The organism is Bacillus cereus group sp. N6 (assembly GCF_016483705.1).
Lineage (GTDB): Bacteria > Bacillota > Bacilli > Bacillales > Bacillaceae_G > Bacillus_A > Bacillus_A wiedmannii.
In genome coordinates this window covers 62285-77910 of the sequence record NZ_JAEHBI010000004.1, presented here as the reverse complement: position 1 = coordinate 77910, position 15626 = coordinate 62285, and the positions used below count along the sequence as shown (strand labels likewise).

The following is a 15626-nucleotide window of genomic DNA, read 5'->3' as shown; positions in this document are numbered from 1 at the left end:
TTTCAATAGATATTAGGATGGTTTTCGCTGTGAGGAGGAAGACCCTAGTGATGATTCACTAGTATTAAGGGAGTGGTAGGAGCCCTTAATTTACCTATGAGAATAAAGGGAGGCAATATATATGAAATTATCATTACATCGTGCATTAGCAGAGTTAAAAATGTTAAATAAACGTATTCTTTCTTCTATTAATGACAAACAATACGTAACATACCAAATTGGTGAAGAAAAACCAAAAGGGTATCAATCAACAAAAGAATTTGAGGAGCTTGCTGCAGCTGGTTATCAGTCTGTAACGGACTTAATTAAGCGCCGCAACGAAATCAAATCAAAGCTAATCTTGGCGAACGCAACGACGAAAGTGAATATTGCTGGTGTTGAAATGACAATTGCAGAAGCGATTGATCAACAAGAATTCATCGAATACAAGCAATCACTTCTTAATGAATTAAAACGTCAATTAGCTGTAGTCAATCAAAAAATGGAGATTGAAAAGCAACAAATGGAGAATCGCTTAGATAAGCGTTTAGAAGCAGACCTTGGTTCTAAAGATCGTAAGAATCATGCTGCAGAAGTTGAAGAAATCACTGAAAACTTCTTAAAACGTTACAATCCAAAAGTGGTTGATCCAATCGAAATCCGTAAAGAGATTGAGAAGCTTGAAACAGAAATTAACACATTCTTGATTGAAGTAGACTCAGTTAAGTCAGAGGCGAATGCCACTACTTTCATTGAGATTTCTGCTTAATCTATAACTAATATTGCTACTTACACGGAACGTTAAAACGTGTATACGTCTTGCCGGGGGACGTTAAATTCCCAGCTCCAACATTTATGACCAATACATGGGCGTACTTACAAAGAGAATATTCGTATAGGACGAATTAAAATTTGATTAAGAAATAATCAAAAACAGGTAAGAAAAGCTCAAAGTTCAAGGTTCAAAGTGTAAGGATTAGGGTTCAAAGTTCTTATTTTATAAAGTTTAAAACACAAAGATAAACGATTATAAAAACCCTAGATGACAGTAAAATGGTCTTTATGCACACCTTCAATCACTGCTAGGCTGTGTAGGTAGCAATTAATTAAAGTAAATGTTGACAAATAAAAAAGAAGTGCTTATGTTATGAAAACAAAATCACAGTATAAGTACTTATGTTGTTAAATATTATTATTCTGGCGTAGCACAGTGGTAGTGCGCTCGGCTGTTAACCGAAAGGTCGTAGGTTCGAATCCTACCGTCAGAGCCAAATTATGCGGACGTGGTGGAATTGGCAGACACGCTAGACTTAGGATCTAGTGCTTCGGCGTGAGAGTTCGAGTCTCTCCGTCCGTATCTAATGTGGAGGGTTACTCTAATTGGTAAGAGATCAGTCTTGAAAACTGACGTAGGGTAAAACCGATGGGGGTTCGAGTCCCTCACCCTCCGCCATATTATGTGTAGCTCAGGTAGAAACGAATCTTTCTCGAAGGTTTATTGGGGTCCTATGTATTCTGAAACATAGATGAACGATAAGTCATTACGGTTAGATTGGTGAGGAGATTGACTATGGTAAGCCACTGTATCAGAGCAGGAGGTCATAGTCCAGAAGGGCGGTTCGATTCCGACCATACACGCCATATTATTATGCAGGGGTAGCGAAGTGGCTTAACACGATTGGTTGCAACCCAATTTTTCGCAGGTTCGAATCCTGTCTCTTGCTTAACATGCACTTTTGGTCTAATGGCTATGATTTCTGACTTCCAATCAGACGGTACGGGTTCGATTCCCGTAAGGTGCTTATATACACAAGGATTTCTGAAGATGGAACAGGCAGCCATCACCCTAGTTGGAGATGTGGGAATGTCACCCCACCTAATCCTTGTATCATAGCTGGCGGGAGGTTGGCAATCTCACTTGGGCTCATAACCCTTGAAAATCTGGTTCGATTCCAGAGCGTAGCAACCGTAATTAGAATCCGGCATCCATGTCTCATTCAATCACTCCTTTATTTTATATTTTGTGTTACTGAATCCCCATTCGGTATTTTCTTTCGTTAATGGGTGTCGGATTGTGATTATATCTTTCATGGCGTATTCGACAAGAGGCCTAAGTCATCGGACTTTCTATCCGATATCGCCGGTTCGAATCCGGCATACGTCATCTTATATCATGCTAGACTTGGGAGGGTCCAAGCCGTCTCTTGGTTCAGAGGAAGTTGTTCTTCTGATTTTTCTTTCTAGCACCATACCATACCGAAGTAAGTTCAAATGTCAGACTCAAGGACTAAACCTTAATTGGTCTCCGTGGCGTGCGGGTTTAAATCCCGTCTTCGGTTTCATGGCTCTTTAGCTCAGTTGGTTAGAGCGCTACCCTCATAAGGTAGAAGTCGATTGTTCGAGTCAATCAAGAGCCATTCATTATATTGGGAATTAGCCAAGCGGTAAGGCAAGGGACTTTGACTCTCTGATGCGGTAGTTCGAATCTATCATTCCCAGCCAATTATATTATGGGTTTTAAAGCAAGAAGAGGTTGGTGCACTGAATGGCCACAGAATTCCTAGGTTCGAATCCTAGTAAAACCCGTCTTGGGATTGTAGCTCAGCTGGGAGAGCGCCTGCCTTGCACGCAGGATGTCGCAGGTTCAAGTCCTGTCAGTTCCACCATCATCCGGATGTGGCTCAGTTTGGTAGAGCACCTGGTTTGGGACCAGGGGGTCGTAGGTTCAAATCCTGCTATCCGGACTTTTGTTTATGTTTAGGTATTTCACTTTGCCCCTATGGTGTAACAGGATAGCACATGAACCTTCTAAGTTTAGAGTCCAGGTTCGAATCCTGGTAGGGGCGTTAGAACTTAATGAGTTTCTTTCTGCATGGAAGGCAAGGGTAATGCCCTCATCCAAATATTCCATTAAGAAAGTTTTATCTTAGAAAGGTGTTCGCTTAAAAAACCAAATAAACCTTTAAGAAAATGGGGGTGTAGAACAGTTGGAGTGTTCGCTTGCCTGTCACGCAAGAGGTCGCGGGTTCGAGTCCCGTCACCCTCGCCATTTATATCTCAGGCCATTTTGAGCCATATGCCGGCATAGCACAATTGGTAGCGCAACTGACTTGTAATCAGTAGGTTGGGGGTTCGAGTCCCTCTGTCGGCATCTGCTGTGCGTCTCCCCTTAAAAGAAGTGTCCCTTCGGAGGCGTACAGTTAACAGGACACACATTGTTTTTACGTTCCTTAGCGAACAGAGTAGAAGTATTCCGATGCTCTACTCACATTATTTTTCACACACACATGTATGACACCAACGAGGGCTAACGCCCTCAACCTTTTTGGGTCGATAGCGAAGTGGTTAAACGCAGCGGACTGTAAATCCGCCCTCTCAGAGTTCGATGGTTCGAATCCATCTCGGCCCACCATATAGGAGTATAGTTTAAAGGTAAAACAGAGGTCTCCAAAACCTCCGTTGTGGGTTCGAGTCCTACTGCTTCTGCCAATTAAATATGAAGGTGAACTGGAAATTGGAGACTGACTGGTAAAGAGCAGAGACCGTGGGGTCAATTCCCCACCACCTTCCTTATACCATGAGGGTGACTGTGAATTGGTCACAGTAGTATTGTAGGGGCATCCCCCTACCACCTTCCCAAATACAGAGAGGTACCCAAGTGGCTCAAGGGGCTCCCCTGCTAAGGGAGTAGGCGGTAAAACGTGCGCGAGTTCGAATCTCGTCCTCTCTGCCATATAATAATAATTCTCTCCCTCAAATCATATTTAAATTTGTTACGAAATGTGTTTATCTCTACACTTAAAAAGGGATACGGAGAACCGCTAAATGTAGCGGTTTTTTTGTTTTATATTAGGAGCCTTTTCTTGTAGAAAAAACTACTGGAGAAGGCTCTTTTTGTCTTGATTTTTAATTTTTAAGTGCTTACGTTCTGAGAGGAGTTATTCAATTGATTAATTTATCAACAATTCATGAAAGCAACTTAACTGCATTTCATCGAAATCATTTTATTTTAGCGGTAACAGACTTAAAAGATACTTCTATTTTCAAAGACGATGACTTTACTAACGATAATCATATTTCAATCGAAACATGTAGGCGTCTCTTCCCGAATGCTAGTGAAACAACTGTCGCTAATCTGCTATTAACAGCATTGCAGATGAAGATAGAGCAGGGAGAAACGCACTTTTTATTTGTCTTCAATGATGACAATAAAGAAGAGTCTCTTGATGTGATTAATGGTTTAGTTCATATCTTTGAACTTACTCCAACCTCCGATGAACAGAAAGCGTATTTTGACTTCTTAAAAACGTATGAAAAGAATTGGACACACATTCTGATTGCTGAAGAGCAACGCCTAAATAAGATTGGATCAACAAAACAACATTGATTTTAGTAAGAGGGAGAGGGTCTAAATGGCCAAGGTAGTTTTTTATTATGGAAGCATGAACAGCTCAAAGTCAGCACAGTTGATTATGACCGCATTTAATTTCGAACAACAAGGAAAGAACTTCGAGATCGTCAAGAGTTCTCAGGATACAAGGGATAGAAAGGTTAAATCACGCGCCCTAAGTATTGAGATGGATTGCACACCAATTACTCATTTCACGGAGTTGCTTCAAATAGCAATGCTGAAAAAACCTGACTGGTTATTTGTAGATGAAGTCCAATTCATGGACACAGATATGATCGATACACTTTCACATTTAGCAGATGATTTTGGGATTAACGTTATTGCTTATGGATTAATGACGGATTTCCAAGGTCAGCTATTCGAAGGAAGTAAACGATTAGTTGAATCAGCAGATAGTATTCGTGAAATCAAGAACCAATGCATTCATTGTGAGAATAAAGCAAATCGAAATGTGCGCCTAGTAAACAACATTCCTGTCTTTGAGGGAGAAGTCGTGCAGGTAGGTGGCAATGAGTCATACTCAAGTGTTTGTCGCCGCTGCTACAACAAAATAAGAAGAGAATCTAAATCTACTCAGAAACAATAGGGGTGATATAGCGATGGCAATGCATAAGAAATTGAGCGTTGGAAGCATCTTGTTTACTTATCATGAACCACGTTATGACTATTCGAATCATCGTTATGGTCGTGATAAGTACATTATTGAATTCAAAGCTTTATACATTCATAACCGGCGTGAAAGAACGACTGGAGCGAATGTACCAAAATCATTAATTCCTACGCTTGAAAAGTTAGGTATTAAATATGAAGAAAATCATTACGATCGAGACTATGTTTGTGCTGTTGGGTGCAGGAACTACATCTATAGCAGATGTTCTTCAGCAATGCCTTATCCTTCAGTAGAACAAATTAAGTTCGCTCAAGAAAAACTCGAAAATGAGTTAAGCGCAGCGACTGCACGTAATGAAGGAGTCTCTTTAATCGAAGTAGAGTTTGTCCAAGATTTTAAAGAGAAGAAGATGTCTAACAAAGACGCTGTATTTTCGTTGTTAAAACCGCTTCATGACTATGTAGCGAATGAAACATATATATCAAATTAAAAATCCGGAGGTAATTTATTATGTATCAAAAACAATTAGCAGTAGGTCGTTTAACTCGTGATCCTGAGAGCGAAACATATGGTGAAAACAAAGTTTGTCGTTTTGCTATTGCAGTAGATGACGGATTCGGGGATAAGAAAACTACTGATTTCTTCAACGTATCTGCTTGGGGTAAATTAGGTGAAAACGTACAACAGTACACTAAGAAAGGTTCTTTGGTATTAGTAGAAGGTAAGATGAAGTCTTCTAAAAAGGATAAAACAACATATTGGGAACTTCGTGCAGACAATGTTAAATTCCTTTCTTCTAATAATGATGGTGGACAAGGTAACGGTGGCCAGCAGCAATTCCAACAACAAGGTCAACAGCAGTTCCAACAGCAACAACAATTCCAGGGGCAAAACCCATACCAACCACAAGGGCAGCAACAACAGTTCCAAGGTCAAAACCCTTACGCTCAACAAGGGCAGCAACAATTCCAGGGACAACCTCCATACCAACCACAAGGACAACAAGGGCAATACAACCCTGAGATGTTCGCTGGTGGCGTGAACATTAGTGACGATGCTCTACCATTCTAGGGTAGGGTATTCGTTTCTTGAGGTGATTATATGAGTACTCAACGACGATTACGATCAGAGTTAAAACAAGGGCTTCATCAATTCCTGATGGGCCTTTATAACTCTTATTTACAAACGTTACCGCATGAAGAAGCAGTAGAACAAATCTCTATTTGTTTAACTGAGGAGTTTGAATACTTTACTAAACAAGCTATGAAACAAGAAGAATCTCTTGATCTTGGAAGCCTTATTAATAAGGTAGAAAAGCGTGCTAGGAGTGAAAGGGACTCTGCAAAGCAGTTCGGGTTGTATGAAGATGTGGAAGTCCTAGTGCGTGCACAGGAGATTCTCACAAAATACAACACGACGGAGGACAATAAATGAGCATTGAAAAATTAATGTCTACAATCAACAAACAACTTGGGGAAGATACAATCGGTTATTCGGTTAATACAGGTCCAACTATTAAACTGTTCTCAAGCGGTTCATTAACAATGGATTTAGCTTTAGGTGGCGGCGTAGCAAATGGTCGTATTATTGAGTACTTTGGTAACTCAATGGCTGGAAAAACAACACTGATGTTTCTTCACATAGCTGAAGTTCAACGTAAAAATGAAGGCTATGTTGCTTTCATTGATATGGAGCATGCTATGAATAAAGAACTGGCTCAACAATACGGAGTAGACTTAGATAAATTAATCTATGTAAACCCAAAAACTGCAGAAAATGCTGTAGATATTGCTGACAGTCTTATTCGTTCAGGTGAAGTTCGTTTGATTGCAATTGACTCTGTATCTGCAATGGTTCCAACTAAAATTGTAGAATCTTCTGCTGAACAACAAACTATGGGTCTACTAGCTCGTTTCATGAGTACAACAATGCAGAAGTTAACAGGTATTGCTTATGAGCACAATTGTACAGTAGGATTCATTAACCAAATCCGTGAAGCTATTGGTAAATTCAGCCCAGCTGGTACACCTACAACAACTTCTGGTGGTCGTGCATTACCATTCTATGCTTCTCAACGTATTCGAGTTACGATGGGCGAATACATTAAGAACGGCAATGAGATTATTGGTCACATTGTAAAAATTAAAGTTGTAAAAAATAAAATTGCAGTTCCATTCAAGGAAGCTTCGTTCCCACTTATCTATGGACATGGTGTAGACCGTATTGACGAAGTAGCTCAGGTAGCTATTCTTGCGGAAATCATTCATAAAAATGGTGGATGGTACCGTATTATTGATGAAGAAACTGGAGAAATTCGACAACATAATGGTGTAGAACTTAAGTTCAATGGACAAGCAAGACTTGTTGCTTTCTTACATGAAAACAAAGATTTAGCTGCTGAACTTGAAGCGAAAATCCGTGGAGTAGAAGTTGAGCTTCCAGATGGTGAACGTGTAGATGAAGATGGTTATGGTGATACGGAAGAAGCACCAAAACCTGAATTACAAGCTGCAGCATAAAAATAAAACAGAATTAGTCCCTACATGATATTTTCCTACTCGATTAGGCTACATTCTGTAATATCTTGAGAGGTATCAAATATGAATATGTTACGTTCAAGCTTTGGTGGACACTTCGCAGGATCTGGTATCGTTCAAGATGCTGATATGCGAGATGATTTCATTATCCGTCGCGGTGTAAAAATTAATCGTGGAGTTTCATTCTCTACTGATAAATTTAGTAGCGATAAAGAGGGTAAGAAAGCATTCAATGAATATTGCGAAGCTATGTCCAGCAAAGTAACAACATACAATATGTATGAACAAACAGAGCCCGTTGCTCTATAGTCAAAAAGGTAAGGCCGTTCACTAGAAAGTGGGCGGTTCTTCTTTTTGTCTGAAAATACAAAAGAATTACATGAAAAATGACCTAAATGAATCTTAGATGACATCTATGTCATTCAAGACAAATCGATTTTAATTGAAAGTATAATAGCATCATAAGTTGCTAGACAAATTGGAGGAATAATTAAAATGTATATAGATAAAATGTTTGAAGAATTAAAAGCAAAAATGGTTTATGAATTACAACAGGTTACACTATCTAACTTTAACAGGTATGAAGAATGGGCTAAACCTCATCATAGAATTATTGAACAGCTTGTAGAATTAAGCAAAATGAGTTACGAGGGCGGCGGTGTCGGAGTAGATGTTGTTTTAGAACCAACAGAAGTATTAGCACCAGAAGCAATTGTTGTTGAACCAGTAGAAGTGGTAGACACATATCCAGTTGGACACGTATTTACTTTCCTTAAGAAAGCATTTGGCGGTGTAATTGAAGAATTAAAATATCCAATTCCAGAAGAACTAGTTCGTAAGCTTTCTATGGAAAATGAAAATAAAATTGAAGTAACAGGTATTAAAGGTCAATTCCAAGATGGTTCACCAATTTATGAATTCCGTATCGTGGATCGGAAAAATGTTCCGAACCCTAGCTTAGCAGAAATTAAAATGGGTATCGTTGAAGAAATTAGTGGACGATTAGTAGTTACAAGCACAAACAATGGAGCAATTTTTGTAAATGAATCACCTGCATGTTTATATATCAATGAAAAAGATGCACAACGTTTCAAAATTAGTAAAGATGACATTATTGATGGTCGTTTCTACACAAATAACATTACAAATAGTTTCCGTGCAACATACAAATATGACACAGATGAAATCGAACAAACAACTTCTGTTGAGTCAAAACGATTAACATATCGTCAAAACAATGCAACTGAATCAGAATCGGGCTTCTCCATGATAGATCGACTTGATAAAACACCTTTTCTGAATAAAAAAATCCTGTTAGTAGGGTTAGAAGGACGCATGAATGACTTCAAAGACTCATTAAATGGAGTAGAAGAAATTCAACTTACTCATCTTACAGGGGATGAACATAAGCAAAGAATCCGTTCTCAAATTCTTAAGTCTGACTATGTAATTATTAGTACACAAGAAAATAGTCATGATGCAAGTAAGTACGTTGCTAAAGTTTGCAATGAATTTTTCGTGCCATGTAAATCAACATCTGCAGATGGATTATTTGGCGTATTAATGGATGTAAAAGAATTAATTGATCAACAAGCAGCTTAATAGGTGAGGGCTAACGCCCTTACCTTTTTTAATATGGGAGGAAAAGTTATGAGCAATATTACTACAGAAGTAAATCATTTCATGGTAGATGGGAGACTGGTTTGTGTAGTCACCACTTATCAAAATGGTTCCTTCCTATGTGACTCAAGACATGATGTTACAAGTGAAGTACATAAAGTTATTGAAGGAAATTCAGTTGGGTGATATAGAATTACTCACTATTATATATAAAACAAAAAACTAACAAAAACAGGAGAGTGTTAAAGATGAATAAAGAAATGAGCTTAAATGGGTATGGTTATAACAAAGAGGATAGCAATAACGATCAGTATCCTCAATTTGAACAAAGCGTAAAGAACTTCTTTGATATGGCGATTGAATCAGGTAAGAAACTGTTCACTACAAATGTTGGTGAATTGTATGAAATCTATTTAAATAATCTACCTGCAGAAGCTCGTCAGCATTACACTTGTAACGCTTGCCGTATTTTCATTAATCGTTTCGGTGGTCTTGTTACTATCGATGAAGATGGAACTATGAATTCTGCAATGTGGAACGAAGATATTACACCAAGTTTCTTCGCACCAGCAGTTTCTGCAATGAAAAAAGCTGTATTAAATGCAAGAGTAAATGGCGTATTTATTCCAGATGCACGAGTATTAGGTATTCCTCGTACTGGCGAATGGACTCATTTATCTGTCGCATTACCTCAAACATTAGTAAATCGTTCTGTAATTCGTACTGCATATCAAGTTACGGCTGAAAAATTAGAAGACTTTAAAATGCTTATCAGAGCATTAATGGAGTATTCAGTTGATGTAGTGGATCAAGCAGTAGGACTGTTAAAAACAGAATCTCTATATCGTTCAGAGAAGTGCTTAGGTACTGCAGAATGGTTTAGAGAAGTACATGCAAAACGCGATAGTGTTAAAAACTCTCGTCATAAAGAAAACATTGTTTGGTTAGCTGTTGCTACAGCACCGACAGGTTTCTGTCATGTTAGAAGTTCAATGATTGGAACGCTTCTTGATGATATCGCTTCTGGTATGTCATTCGATACAGTTAGTCGTCGATTTGCTGAAAAGATGCATCCATTACAATATCAACGTCCGCAAGCTGCACCATCAGCAGGTAACATTGCTCAAGCGGAAAAGATTGTTGAGAAATTAGGAATTCAAAAATCTTTAAGTCGTCGATTTGCACGAGTAGAAGAACTAAAAACAGAATGGACTCCTAAAGGCAAAACAGAAACTACGAAAAATAGTGGAGGCGTCTTCTCACATCTTCAATCAAAAGATAAGAAAGAATTACCTAAAATGAATGTACCACCTGTCACTATGACATGGAGAAAGTTCATGGAAACAGTTCTTCCATTAGCAGAAGAAATTGAATACCAAGTTAAGAGTGTTGATAACTTCTCAGCTATTCTTACAGCTTCACATGAAGATGCACCGCCTATTTTACAATGGGATAAAGAAGAGCAACGTAATCCTTTCTCTTGGTACGTTTACAGTGGTGGTTCAAATGCTAGCAAGTGGAATGTATCTACAGGCTACCAAAAAGTAACGGCAATTACATTCCAGCCGTCTATGTGGTATGACGAAAATGCTCATCAAGGAAAAGCAGTATTCCTTATTTTAGATGGAGCAAAAGATAATCGATTCAATAGCGCTGGTAATGCATTGTTCCCAGAAATCCTTAAATCAGAGTTACGTGAAATTCGCTCAACTCTTGAAGCTTATTCTAAGGGTGCAAAGATTGAAGAATACGAAGAAGCTTCTGCTTGTGGTGTTCGATTACAATATGGTGCAACTTGGAACGCAATGGTTCGTGTAACAACAAAAACAGGAACAGCAGTTTACAAGCTTGATCGTTGGGACTGATAATCTCAACATCTTCAAATAAGTCTCGGGTAATTTCGGTTGCCTGAGACTCTTTTTTCAACAACGACAAAAAACAAAAAACAACGAGAGAAAAAGGAGTAACATACAATGAAAATAGTTAACTTTGGAAGTACTTTTAAAATTTACGGTGATGATTTAAAAACTTATGACAAATTACCAGCTGCTACATACAAAGTGGAGTTTCATCCAAGAGCAGGTTTCTCTTTAGAGAAAATTGACAACTTCGAATCAATGGAAGCAAAGATTTATGGTAGCCACCCAGAAAAGATTAGCAAAGTATTAAAATCATATGATAAATTTGAACGTAGCTTAGGTATCATCTTGAGTGGTAACAAAGGTATGGGTAAATCCATGTTTGTTCAGCTTATTGCAGAAGCAGTTGTTAAAAAGAATATCCCAGTTATTATGGTTACAAAGGCATTCCCAGGAATTGCTGATTTCATCGAACAAATTGACCAAGAAGCATTAATTATCTTGGATGAATTTGAGAAGATGTTTAATCCTCGTAATGAAGAAGCAGAAAAACAAGAGAATTTACTTGGATTATTTGATGGTACTTCTCAGAAGAAACGTATCTATGCAATTACAGTAAATGATCTTAATAAGGTAAATGAATTCATGTTAAGCCGTCCTGGTCGATTCCATTACCATATTCGATTTGATTACCCAACTGCTACTGAAATCGAAATCTATCTAAAAGATAAATTAGAAGAACAGTATCATGGTGAAATCAAGCACGTTGTAGCATTTGCAAATCGTGTGAAGTTAAATTACGACAGCTTACGTGCGATTGCTTTTGAATTAAATGAGGGTTATACGTTCCGTTCTGCTATTGGTGATTTAAATATCTTAACAACAGATTCACAACGTTATGATGTAAAAGTGATTCTTGATAACGGTAAGACTATCGAATTAAGAAGCAAGAACATCAATCTGTTCAGTGAAACGATTCAACTTAGTGGTTATATGCAAGGTGGGGATTACTTCTCTATGAGTTTCAATCCAGCAAATATTGTGGAAGAAACACATAAAATGATTGTTGATGGAGAATTTGTAACAGCAAAATTCCAAGATGAAGATGACGAGCCATTAAAAGGAATCAAAGTGGAGTCTGTCATCATTACACATACAGCTGAAACTGGTGTTAATTACAAATTTGCTAGCTAATTTATAAATAAAACAAAACATGGCTCTCCCTAGTGGAGGGCCTTTTTTATTTGGAGGGAATTACATTGTCAACAACTGCTACTATCACAAAAGATTCAGAAGTACGTTTCACCATAGAAAACAAGTCAGGGTATTTAAATGCAGAACTAGGTATTCGTAAAGTGAAGCTATTCAAACCATCTGCTAAACAACAAGGAATCGGTATTGTTACAACAATGTTAGTTGATGCAGGGATTGGAGAAACACGTATTGTGGTGTTTAACTCTAAAGAAAATTCAGGCGAACTTTACCTACGTGCTCCTCAATCAAAAAGCTTTGTTGGTGGAGAAGTTAAATTCTATGACGAAGTAAAAATCAATAAAGCTTCTCAAGATTATTTACTGTCTCTATTGGATTCCTACGTAGAAAAAGAGAATGTTCAGCGAGTGAAATTACTCTAATTCGCGGGTTGACTTTCCTATTTCTAAATCCTTACGTTATAGCAAGAAAAGAAAAGGGAGGATGGAAATTGGCTTTAATAGATGATTATCAGAAGGATACTTTAAAACGTATATTAGCTCAAGAATGGACTCCAGATAATCGTGCGGTATGGGAAGATGGATCACCAATTGCAACAAAACGAATTTTCGGTGTTGTTAATCGCTATGACTTATCAAAAGAATTCCCAGCACCAACAACTCGTCCACTACCATTAAAAACTATCTTTGATGAAGTAGATTGGATTTATCGTAAACGTTCTAACAACGTAAATGATATGAGAGCAAAGATTTGGAACCAATGGGCATTCAAAAAAACAAGACTTAGATTCTCAAAAACATTTCCTTTTGTTCGATTAGAGAAAAAGGGGTCAATTGGTGAGGCATACGGATATCAGGTATCTAAACCTATATTCGGTTACGACAACCAAATGGATTATGTCTTGGGAGAATTGAAACGAGATCCATTTACTCGTAGAGCAATAATTGAAATGTGGAACGTAGATGATACAGGAAGAATGAATTTACCTCCATGTGCTCATCACTTGCAATTTTGGTCAGATGGAAAGAAAACAAATCTGATTTTAAAACAAAGATCTCAGGACTTCGTTACAGCAAATGCTTTTAATGTGTGTGAATACGCAATACTCCTACATATGGTTGCTCGTCATATTGGGCAAGAAGCAGGAGAATTGTTACATGTTATTGGAGATTGCCATATATACAACAAACACCTTGAATTGGCAGAAGAGCTTGTTAAAAGAGAGCCTTATGCCGCTCCTACTTTATGGATCAATCCCGAAAAAACAGATTTTTATAGTTTTACAGCAGATGATTTCCGCTTAGAAAACTATGAGAAACACCCACAAATGAAAATTGAGGTTGCAGTATGATTAGCCTTATTGTAGCTGCAGATGAAAACAATGCAATTGGATTTGAGAATAAACTACTTTGCCGATTGAAGGACGATATGAAGCATTTCATAAAAAAGACAAAAGGCAAACCAATTATTATGGGCTACAAAACCTTTGCTTCACTTGGTCATAAACCATTAAAGGATCGATTCAATATTGTACTTACTAGAAGCCCAATGGCTTTAACAATGGACCATCTGCATTTAGTAGATGAGAATCTTGTTTTTGAAAGTCTAGAGTACATTCAATTCATGATTGAACAATCGAAAGATAAAGAGATCGTTGTTATTGGTGGTCAACAAACTTATGAATTGTTCCTACCGATGGCTTCGCGTGTTTATTTTACTCGTATTCATCATTCGTTCCCTGAAGCAGATTCATACTTTCCTATGTTAGACAGTTCGGAATGGTCGGCTAAACTAGACGCAAGACATGCAGAAAGTGAGGACAATGATCATCCGTTCAGTATATATACTTTTGAAAGGAAGGGTTAAATATGTTAATGGATCGTTCATGTTCATGGTGTGATGGCACCGGTATTGTGAAGAGTGGCTTTTGTAGTATGTGTAAAGGAAAAGGACATGTGGAAGTACTTAAACAAGTAGAAACTTCTTCAAAAAAGCAGCCTAATGTGGCTTGTCTTATTCGTTCTATTTCTAAGCATACAACTCCGGAGCAGTTTTCGAACATCATGAATGATTGTTAAGACTTACCCAACTAGAGCAAAGGCTCCTTGAAAAAGGGGCTTCCTTTCTTAAAAAGTGAATACCCTCAACAATGAATGTGAGGAGGGACTTATATGTTCCAGAGTAATCAAGGAGGAAAACAAATGACAGCAGTAACTACAGAAGCTCCACCAGTGGAGCAAGACGTTGTAGAAGAACCCGTTAAATTAGAAAAGAACTATTTTGCGGAAATGGCAGGTATGGATGTAACAAAATACTTAGAAAAGAAAAATGGATTCTCTTATATGAGTTGGGCTCATGCAGTTGAACAACTTAAACGAAAACATCCTGATGCAAAGATTAACGTAAAACGTTTCCCTGAGCCTGAAACAGGTGGTCTTTTAGTACCATATATAAGAACCGCTCTTGGATACTTTGTAGAAGTAGAAGTTATCGTAAATGGTGTTTCTGTCTCTGAACCTTTCCCAGTATTAGACTTCCGTAATAAACCAATCGCTAAACCTACAACATTTGACATCAATAACAGTATCCAACGTGCAAAGGTGAAAGCTATTGCAGGTCATGGACTTGGACTATATGTATACGCTGGTGAAGACTTACCAGTTGATTCTGATGATAAGGGGCCTAATCAGGCTCCTCAAAACTATCAACACCAGAATTATCAGCAACAACAACAGCAATATCAGAATCCACCACAGCAACAAAACCCTTATGCAGCTACAGATCAACAGAAGATTGCGATACGTGATTTAGCAACGCAAATGGCAACATTATCATTAGGTACAGGAGCTTCACAAGATGCTGTAGTAGCTAAAATGAAAGAAATTTATGAGCAATTCAAGATTACTGCTAATCTTACACAAGAAATTGCAAATGTAAAAATCAATGAAATTGGAGCAGCTGTTAAAGCGATTCACGATAATCGTATGATGCAACAAGCTCAAGTAGCACAGCAGACACAAGCAAATGCCTTATTCAACATGCCACAGGCTCAATAATACTTGTTCCATGTGGTCTAAGTTAGGAATAGAAAAAGTATGATATGGTTCTTACTTCCGTAAATCGTTATGGTAGCTAAGTACCATATTTTCTTTTTCGAGGTGTTGCATATGTCCAAAGAATTTATTATGGATAACAAAGGGGCATTAATTCGTATTATTGTCTTTGCGTTAGCTTGGTTGAACCAATACTTGGTAGCCAAAGGTCAACAACCGTTACCTGTTGTAGGTGAAACGGAGATTGCTGCTGTTCTTACTTTTGTCGCGTCAGTAATGACATTGGTGAAAGATAATAAAGTAGCGCCTAAGACGAAAGATTCCAAGCAATAGTGCCACCTTGTA

Annotated in this window: 18 protein-coding genes and 16 tRNA genes; all 34 read left to right on the top strand. The window is 38.0% G+C overall.

The window, feature by feature from the left end; all coding sequences use genetic code 11:
• Positions 1 to 121: 121 nt before the first annotated feature.
• The 34 genes from JDS99_RS05265 to JDS99_RS05100 all read left to right on the top strand — a co-directional run bounded on the left by JDS99_RS05265 (position 122) and on the right by JDS99_RS05100 (position 15614).
• Positions 122 to 748: a hypothetical protein gene (locus JDS99_RS05265; RefSeq protein ID WP_199694677.1), complete on the top strand. Its 627-nt coding sequence runs from the start codon at positions 122 to 124 to the stop codon at positions 746 to 748.
• A gap of 427 nt (positions 749 to 1175) precedes the next feature.
• A tRNA-Asn gene (locus JDS99_RS05260) sits at positions 1176 to 1250 on the top strand.
• A gap of 6 nt (positions 1251 to 1256) precedes the next feature.
• Positions 1257 to 1336: transfer RNA gene (locus JDS99_RS05255), tRNA-Leu, on the top strand.
• A gap of 8 nt (positions 1337 to 1344) precedes the next feature.
• Positions 1345 to 1432 (top strand) — tRNA-Ser (locus JDS99_RS05250).
• A 197-nt stretch (positions 1433 to 1629) separates the two neighbouring features.
• Positions 1630 to 1703, top strand: a tRNA-Cys gene (locus tag JDS99_RS05245).
• A gap of 6 nt (positions 1704 to 1709) precedes the next feature.
• Positions 1710 to 1781, top strand: a tRNA-Gly gene (locus JDS99_RS05240).
• 289 nt (positions 1782 to 2070) lie between these two features.
• Positions 2071 to 2143: transfer RNA gene (locus JDS99_RS05235), tRNA-Glu, on the top strand.
• Positions 2144 to 2322: 179 nt separating this feature from the next.
• Positions 2323 to 2396 (top strand) — tRNA-Met (locus tag JDS99_RS05230).
• A 10-nt stretch (positions 2397 to 2406) separates the two neighbouring features.
• Positions 2407 to 2481, top strand: a tRNA-Gln gene (locus JDS99_RS05225).
• Between the two features lie 88 nt (positions 2482 to 2569).
• Positions 2570 to 2645: transfer RNA gene (locus tag JDS99_RS05220), tRNA-Ala, on the top strand.
• A 4-nt stretch (positions 2646 to 2649) separates the two neighbouring features.
• Positions 2650 to 2723, top strand: a tRNA-Pro gene (locus JDS99_RS05215).
• Between the two features lie 29 nt (positions 2724 to 2752).
• A tRNA-Arg gene (locus tag JDS99_RS05210) sits at positions 2753 to 2825 on the top strand.
• Between the two features lie 126 nt (positions 2826 to 2951).
• A tRNA-Asp gene (locus JDS99_RS05205) sits at positions 2952 to 3028 on the top strand.
• A gap of 29 nt (positions 3029 to 3057) precedes the next feature.
• Positions 3058 to 3130, top strand: a tRNA-Thr gene (locus JDS99_RS05200).
• A 176-nt stretch (positions 3131 to 3306) separates the two neighbouring features.
• Positions 3307 to 3391, top strand: a tRNA-Tyr gene (locus JDS99_RS05195).
• A 3-nt stretch (positions 3392 to 3394) separates the two neighbouring features.
• Positions 3395 to 3468, top strand: a tRNA-Trp gene (locus JDS99_RS05190).
• 155 nt (positions 3469 to 3623) lie between these two features.
• Positions 3624 to 3712, top strand: a tRNA-Ser gene (locus tag JDS99_RS05185).
• Between the two features lie 213 nt (positions 3713 to 3925).
• Positions 3926 to 4366 (top strand): hypothetical protein, encoded by a 441-nt coding sequence (locus JDS99_RS05180; RefSeq protein WP_139888824.1) that lies wholly within the window; start codon positions 3926 to 3928, stop codon positions 4364 to 4366.
• A 25-nt stretch (positions 4367 to 4391) separates the two neighbouring features.
• Complete coding sequence (locus tag JDS99_RS05175) at positions 4392 to 4976, top strand: thymidine kinase (RefSeq protein WP_199694676.1); 585 nt, start codon at positions 4392 to 4394, stop codon at positions 4974 to 4976.
• Positions 4977 to 4989: 13 nt separating this feature from the next.
• Complete coding sequence (locus tag JDS99_RS05170; RefSeq protein WP_139888823.1) at positions 4990 to 5490, top strand: hypothetical protein; 501 nt, start codon at positions 4990 to 4992, stop codon at positions 5488 to 5490.
• A 20-nt stretch (positions 5491 to 5510) separates the two neighbouring features.
• Positions 5511 to 6071: a single-stranded DNA-binding protein gene (locus tag JDS99_RS05165; RefSeq protein WP_199694675.1), complete on the top strand. Its 561-nt coding sequence runs from the start codon at positions 5511 to 5513 to the stop codon at positions 6069 to 6071.
• A gap of 30 nt (positions 6072 to 6101) precedes the next feature.
• The gene (locus JDS99_RS05160) at positions 6102 to 6434 is read left to right on the top strand and encodes a hypothetical protein (RefSeq protein ID WP_139888821.1); all 333 of its coding nucleotides are present in this window, start codon (positions 6102 to 6104) and stop codon (positions 6432 to 6434) included.
• A complete protein-coding gene (locus JDS99_RS05155) occupies positions 6431 to 7519 on the top strand; it encodes a recombinase RecA (RefSeq protein ID WP_199694674.1) in 1089 nt (362 codons plus the stop codon). Before JDS99_RS05160 ends, JDS99_RS05155 begins: the two co-directional genes overlap by 4 nt.
• A gap of 81 nt (positions 7520 to 7600) precedes the next feature.
• Positions 7601 to 7846: a hypothetical protein gene (locus JDS99_RS05150; RefSeq protein WP_242475649.1), complete on the top strand. Its 246-nt coding sequence runs from the start codon at positions 7601 to 7603 to the stop codon at positions 7844 to 7846.
• A gap of 186 nt (positions 7847 to 8032) precedes the next feature.
• The gene (locus JDS99_RS05145; RefSeq protein ID WP_139888819.1) at positions 8033 to 9139 is read left to right on the top strand and encodes a DUF2325 domain-containing protein; all 1107 of its coding nucleotides are present in this window, start codon (positions 8033 to 8035) and stop codon (positions 9137 to 9139) included.
• A 48-nt stretch (positions 9140 to 9187) separates the two neighbouring features.
• Positions 9188 to 9343: a hypothetical protein gene (locus JDS99_RS05140; RefSeq protein ID WP_180358552.1), complete on the top strand. Its 156-nt coding sequence runs from the start codon at positions 9188 to 9190 to the stop codon at positions 9341 to 9343.
• 62 nt (positions 9344 to 9405) lie between these two features.
• The gene (locus JDS99_RS05135; RefSeq protein WP_199694673.1) at positions 9406 to 11022 is read left to right on the top strand and encodes a hypothetical protein; all 1617 of its coding nucleotides are present in this window, start codon (positions 9406 to 9408) and stop codon (positions 11020 to 11022) included.
• Positions 11023 to 11130: 108 nt separating this feature from the next.
• A complete protein-coding gene (locus JDS99_RS05130; protein ID WP_199694672.1) occupies positions 11131 to 12210 on the top strand; it encodes an ATP-binding protein in 1080 nt (359 codons plus the stop codon).
• A 50-nt stretch (positions 12211 to 12260) separates the two neighbouring features.
• Complete coding sequence (locus JDS99_RS05125) at positions 12261 to 12650, top strand: hypothetical protein (protein WP_139888816.1); 390 nt, start codon at positions 12261 to 12263, stop codon at positions 12648 to 12650.
• A gap of 68 nt (positions 12651 to 12718) precedes the next feature.
• Positions 12719 to 13579 carry a thymidylate synthase gene (gene thyA / locus JDS99_RS05120; RefSeq protein ID WP_199694671.1) on the top strand — a complete coding sequence of 287 codons (861 nt, stop codon included), beginning with the start codon at positions 12719 to 12721 and terminating at the stop codon, positions 13577 to 13579.
• Complete coding sequence (locus JDS99_RS05115; protein WP_139888814.1) at positions 13576 to 14094, top strand: dihydrofolate reductase; 519 nt, start codon at positions 13576 to 13578, stop codon at positions 14092 to 14094. The genes thyA and JDS99_RS05115 overlap by 4 nt, the downstream gene beginning before the upstream one ends.
• A 2-nt stretch (positions 14095 to 14096) precedes the next feature.
• On the top strand, positions 14097 to 14306 hold the full coding sequence (locus JDS99_RS05110; RefSeq protein WP_139888813.1) for a hypothetical protein: 210 nt from the start codon (positions 14097 to 14099) through the stop codon (positions 14304 to 14306).
• Between the two features lie 123 nt (positions 14307 to 14429).
• A complete protein-coding gene (locus tag JDS99_RS05105) occupies positions 14430 to 15284 on the top strand; it encodes a Sak single strand annealing protein (protein WP_242475647.1) in 855 nt (284 codons plus the stop codon).
• Positions 15285 to 15395: 111 nt separating this feature from the next.
• Entirely contained in the window at positions 15396 to 15614 is a 219-nt protein-coding gene (locus JDS99_RS05100) for a phage holin (protein ID WP_179885063.1), read from the top strand.
• Positions 15615 to 15626: the final 12 nt, after the last annotated feature.

Excerpts from the sequence above, each read along its gene's own strand:
- JDS99_RS05105 (WP_242475647.1), top strand. The coding sequence starts at position 14,430 with ATGACAGCAGTAACTACAGAAGCTCCACCAGTGGAGCAAGACGTTGTA.
- JDS99_RS05115 (WP_139888814.1), top strand. The coding sequence starts at position 13,576 with ATGATTAGCCTTATTGTAGCTGCAGATGAAAACAATGCAATTGGATTT.
- JDS99_RS05155 (WP_199694674.1), top strand. The coding sequence starts at position 6,431 with ATGAGCATTGAAAAATTAATGTCTACAATCAACAAACAACTTGGGGAA.
- JDS99_RS05130 (WP_199694672.1), top strand. The coding sequence starts at position 11,131 with ATGAAAATAGTTAACTTTGGAAGTACTTTTAAAATTTACGGTGATGAT.
- JDS99_RS05265 (WP_199694677.1), top strand. The coding sequence starts at position 122 with ATGAAATTATCATTACATCGTGCATTAGCAGAGTTAAAAATGTTAAAT.
- JDS99_RS05175 (WP_199694676.1), top strand. The coding sequence starts at position 4,392 with ATGGCCAAGGTAGTTTTTTATTATGGAAGCATGAACAGCTCAAAGTCA.
- JDS99_RS05145 (WP_139888819.1), top strand. The coding sequence starts at position 8,033 with ATGTATATAGATAAAATGTTTGAAGAATTAAAAGCAAAAATGGTTTAT.
- JDS99_RS05150 (WP_242475649.1), top strand. The coding sequence starts at position 7,601 with ATGAATATGTTACGTTCAAGCTTTGGTGGACACTTCGCAGGATCTGGT.
- JDS99_RS05135 (WP_199694673.1), top strand. The coding sequence starts at position 9,406 with ATGAATAAAGAAATGAGCTTAAATGGGTATGGTTATAACAAAGAGGAT.
- JDS99_RS05140 (WP_180358552.1), top strand. The coding sequence starts at position 9,188 with ATGAGCAATATTACTACAGAAGTAAATCATTTCATGGTAGATGGGAGA.
- JDS99_RS05170 (WP_139888823.1), top strand. The coding sequence starts at position 4,990 with ATGGCAATGCATAAGAAATTGAGCGTTGGAAGCATCTTGTTTACTTAT.
- JDS99_RS05100 (WP_179885063.1), top strand. The coding sequence starts at position 15,396 with ATGTCCAAAGAATTTATTATGGATAACAAAGGGGCATTAATTCGTATT.
- JDS99_RS05110 (WP_139888813.1), top strand. The coding sequence starts at position 14,097 with ATGTTAATGGATCGTTCATGTTCATGGTGTGATGGCACCGGTATTGTG.
- JDS99_RS05165 (WP_199694675.1), top strand. The coding sequence starts at position 5,511 with ATGTATCAAAAACAATTAGCAGTAGGTCGTTTAACTCGTGATCCTGAG.
- JDS99_RS05160 (WP_139888821.1), top strand. The coding sequence starts at position 6,102 with ATGAGTACTCAACGACGATTACGATCAGAGTTAAAACAAGGGCTTCAT.